The organism is Pseudomonas sp. MD195_PC81_125, from assembly GCF_014060985.1.
Lineage (GTDB): Bacteria > Pseudomonadota > Gammaproteobacteria > Pseudomonadales > Pseudomonadaceae > Aquipseudomonas > Aquipseudomonas parakoreensis.
The window spans coordinates 1-4,064 of the sequence record NZ_JABULD010000578.1; the positions used below are offsets into that span (position 1 = coordinate 1).

Sequence of the window (4,064 nt, forward strand, 5' to 3'; positions counted from 1 at the left end):
AAAGATCGCAGCCTGCGGCAGCTCCTACATGAGGGTTTGCAGATGAAGAAAGCGCTGATTGCTTACCTCGCCACACTGGTGGCGTTTCTGTTGCTCGACGGTATCTGGCTCGGCGTGCTGATGGCGCCAACCTACCGCGAGCTGCTCGGTTCGCTGATGCTCGAAAAACCGCTGCTGGTTCCGGCAGCGGTTTTTTATTGCCTGTACGTTTTTGGTTGCGTGCAGTTTGTGGTGTTGCCGGCGCTGAGCTGGCAACGGGCGGCAAAGCTGGGCGCGCTGCTGGGGCTGGTGGCGTACGGCACGTATGACCTGACCAACTGGGCAACGTTGCGTGGGTGGTCGGTGCAGGTGAGTTTGATGGATTGGGCGTGGGGGACGTTTGCCACGGCTGTTGCCTGCTCGGTCGGTTTCCTGGTTGCGAAGCGATTTGTGAGGTCAGCTGCATAATCCTGGTTGTCTGGGCAGACGCCTTCGCGAGCAAGCTCGCTCCCACCAGGGAAGTGCGGTCGACTGTGGGAGCTGGCTTGCCAGCGAATGGCGGCGCAGCCGACAGCCATTCACCGCTGACGTTACTGACTCAGACAAAGTCTTTTTCAGACGGCTTTTTTCTGCCCGAGTGATTGATAATCCCCGGCACAGATTTTCGACCAGTGGACGGCTGCCATGTTGTGTGTGTTTGAGGTGTTGCGGTGAGTGTCGAGCGGCGCAATGCCGATGGGTTTGCCTTGCAGGTGATGATCGGCCTCTGCCTGATCTGGGGCGTGCAGCAAGTGATGATCAAGTGGGCCGCGCCCGACATCGCGCCAGTGATGCAGGCGGCCGGGCGCTCGGGGATTTCTGCGCTGCTGGTAGGCCTGTTGCTGTGCTGGAAGGGCGGTTGGGATCAGGTGGGCAACACCTGGCGGTGGGGGACTGCTGGCCGGTGCGTTGTTCGGTCTGGAGTTCTTCTTCATTGCCGAAGGCCTGCAACTGACCACCGCCGCGCACATGTCGGTGTTCCTTTACACCGCGCCGATTTTCACCGCGCTGGGCGTGCATTTCCTGCTGGCCAGCGAGCGCCTGCGGCCGCTGCAATGGCTGGGAATTCTGCTCGCGTTTGTTGGTATCGCCATTGCCTTCGCCGGCGGCGTGTCATGGGATAACCTCGACCGGCGCATGCTGCTGGGCGATGCGTTCGGGGTCATTGCCGGCGCCTGCTGGGGCGCGACCACCGTGGTGGTGCGCGCCTCGCGTCTGTCAGAGGCGCCAGTGACGTTGACCCTGTTCTATCAGTTGATCGTCGGCTTCGCTGGCCTGCTGTTGATCGCGTTGTTCAGCGGCCAGATCAGCCACGTCAGCCTGACCCCCGTGGCGGTGGCCAGCGTGTTGTTTCAGGGTCTGGTGGTGTCGTTTTTCAGTTACCTGACCTGGTTCTGGCTGCTGCGGCGCTATCTGGCGGCCAATCTGGCGGTGTTTTCGTTCATGACGCCGCTGTTCGGCGTCACCTTCGGCGTGCTGCTGCTCGGTGAAGAATTGAGCGTGAACTTCGTCATCGGCGCGGTACTGGTGTTGCTTGGCATCACTTTTGTCAGCGCTGAGCAGTGGGTGCGTCGGCGTTTGCGCCAAGCCCTCGGCCAGCGCTGACTGACTGCAAGGCCAGCCCACCGGCAATCAGCAGACCGCTGCCGGCGATCACCAGCGCCGGTTGCAAGCCGCCGCTGAAATGGCTGCTCAGCGCCGCCAGCAGCGGGCCGCTGAGCTGGCCGACGGCAAAGCACGCCGTCAGCAGCCCGGCGTTGCGCTGGGTGCTGTGCGGCGCCAGTTCCCGCGAGCGTTGCATTACCAGTTGCATGCAAGCGAGGAACGGCATGCCGCACAACACCACCCCCAGCGCCAGGCCATAACCGCTGCCCAACAGACAGGCAAAGACCCCGAGCGCTTGCAACCACAGGGTGGCGGTCAGCCAGTGCCGTGTGGTGTTCGGGTCGTGGCGTCGCAGGCTCACCAGCAACACGCCGATGGCCGCGCCAAGGCCGAAGCACGGCCAGAACAGATCGGCCTGCCATTGCCCGTGAAACTGCGCGTTGGCCATTTGCGAAAGGAATGTGGCCGGGATGATGTAACCCACGCCATACAGCGCATACACCACTGCCAGTCGCGGGATGCCGCGATTCGAGTGACTGGCATTGAGGGTGGCGACCGGCGTGTGGGTGCCCGGTTGCGGCAGGATTCGCACGATCCCCAGCAGCATCAGCATCGCCACGCCGGCATAGATCAGCCACAACGTGGCAGATGTCTGGTTCAGCAGATGTGAGAACAGTGCCAGCAACCCGGTCAGAAAAATTCCCAGTCCGGGGCCGGCAAATACCAGCGCACCCAGCCGTGGCCGACCTGCCGCCGCTGCCAAAGGCTGACTCAGCGCCGTAATCATCACCAGCACCCAGGCACTCGCCACTCCGGTGCCGAAGCGCAGCAGCAAATGCGCCCAGAAACCGTTGGCCCGGAACGATGCCAGCGTCAGCACCACGCACAGCCACAAACCGCTATGCAAACGCCGCTGCACTTGCGGCGGACGATGGGCGAACATCGCATCCACCGCGCCCAACAGATAGCCGAGGTAGTTGGCCGCGGCAATCAGACCGGCGGCCGTCAGATCGATCTGCCTTCGCTGAGCAGGTGCGGCAGTTGCGGGGTGAGGGCGAAACGCCCGATGCCCATGGCCATCATCAGGGCAACGAAACAGGCGGATAAGCGAATCAGTGGCGACATGGTCGGGATTCCTTCGAAGGAGCAATGACCGTCAGGCTAGAAGCGATTGACTTTCTTTAAAATTGAATAATAGTGAGTAACTTGTTCTGTTATGGAGAAAGGTCGTGGAGTTCAGCCAGTTGCGGATCTTTCAGGCAGTCGCCGAGGAAGGTTCGATCACCCGCGCAGCAGAACGCCTGCACCGAGTGCCGTCCAACCTGTCGACCCGGCTCAAACAGCTGGAAGAGCAATTGGGCGTCGAACTTTTCGTTCGTGAGCGTCAGCGTTTGCAGTTGTCACCTGCGGGAAAAGTCCTGCTGGACTACACCGGCAAGTTGTTCGCCCTGCGCGATCAGGCCAGTGCAGCGGTGATGGGCGGGCAGCCGGCCGGGGATTTTGTCCTCGGCACGCTGTACAGCACCGCGGCGATCCACTTGCCGGCGTTGTTGGCGCGTTATCACAAGCAATACCCGGCGGTGAACCTGCAAGTGCAATCCGGGCCCAGCGGCGAGTTACTCGAAGGCCTGGTCTCCGGGCGTCTTGATGCGGCGCTGGTGGACGGTCCGCCGCAATTGGCCGGGATCGACGGCGTGCCGCTGTGCGACGAGCGTCTGGTGCTGATCAGCGAAGCCGATCATCCGCCGATCCATAGCGCCAAGGACGTCGAGGGCAGGGCGGTATTCACCTTCCGTCATGGCTGCGCCTATCGCGCGCGGCTGGAGGCGTGGTTTGTTCACTATCAGGCGGCGATGGGCCGGGCGATGGAGATCGAGTCCTATCAGGGCATGCTTGCTTGTGTGATTGCCGGCAGCGGTGTGGCGCTGATGTCGGAGTCGATGCTGGCCAGTCTGCCGGGGCGTGAAAGCATCGCGGTGCACCCGTTGGTCGAGCCGTTTGCCAGTGCGACAACATGGCTCATGTGGCGCAAGGGCATGGTCGGGGCCAACCTCAATGCCTGGATTGAACAGCAGCAAGCGCTCTATCCCGTGGCTGCGAATGAAACCCGGCAGACGGCGTGAACCAACTGATCCGAATTCTGTTCAATTCAGTAACAGATCATTGCGGATTTGGCCGAGCATTGCGTAGGACTTCGGACTATTATCAGTGCGAAGCGGCCTCAGAATTCCGGCCGCTCAGCACTACCCTGAAGGGGGCATGACGATGAAAGAGAAAATTCAGAACTGGCTGCACGATTTGGGTGTTGCCCTCGGCTTGATCGAACCGCCTCTGCAACCCGTACCGATCCGCACCGATGACGAACAGCGCCGGCGTCAGCCTCGCCGGCGGTAGTGCTCAAATAAAAGATCAAAAGATCGCAGCCTTCGGCAGCTCCTACA

Annotated in this window: 3 protein-coding genes and 2 pseudogenes; 4 read left to right on the forward strand and 1 reads right to left on the reverse strand. The window is 61.6% G+C overall.

The features are described from left to right. Positions 1 to 42 precede the first annotated feature (42 nt). Positions 43 to 447 carry a DUF2177 family protein gene (locus tag HT737_RS23060; RefSeq protein WP_182404071.1) on the forward strand — a complete coding sequence of 135 codons (405 nt, stop codon included), beginning with the start codon at positions 43 to 45 and terminating at the stop codon, positions 445 to 447. Between the two features lie 242 nt (positions 448 to 689). Beyond that, positions 690 to 1,623 (forward strand): annotated as a pseudogene (locus HT737_RS23065) (DMT family transporter). Here HT737_RS23065 and HT737_RS23070 read toward each other — a convergent pair. Continuing rightward, a pseudogene (locus tag HT737_RS23070) lies at positions 1,568 to 2,748 on the reverse strand (MFS transporter). The pseudogenes HT737_RS23065 and HT737_RS23070 overlap by 56 nt on opposite strands. A gap of 104 nt (positions 2,749 to 2,852) precedes the next feature. On the opposite strand from HT737_RS23070, the gene HT737_RS23075 reads away from it, so the two are divergent. Together HT737_RS23075 and HT737_RS31910 are read left to right on the forward strand one after the other, a co-directional pair. Continuing rightward, entirely contained in the window at positions 2,853 to 3,746 is an 894-nt protein-coding gene (locus HT737_RS23075; protein WP_182404072.1) for a LysR family transcriptional regulator, read from the forward strand. Positions 3,747 to 3,888: 142 nt separating this feature from the next. Further along, entirely contained in the window at positions 3,889 to 4,017 is a 129-nt protein-coding gene (locus HT737_RS31910) for a PA1414 family protein (RefSeq protein WP_003184145.1), read from the forward strand. Positions 4,018 to 4,064: the final 47 nt, after the last annotated feature.

Coding starts and splice junctions, on each gene's coding strand:
- HT737_RS23060 (WP_182404071.1), top strand. CDS start 43: ATGAAGAAAGCGCTGATTGCTTACCTCGCCACACTGGTGGCGTTTCTG.
- HT737_RS31910 (WP_003184145.1), top strand. CDS start 3,889: ATGAAAGAGAAAATTCAGAACTGGCTGCACGATTTGGGTGTTGCCCTC.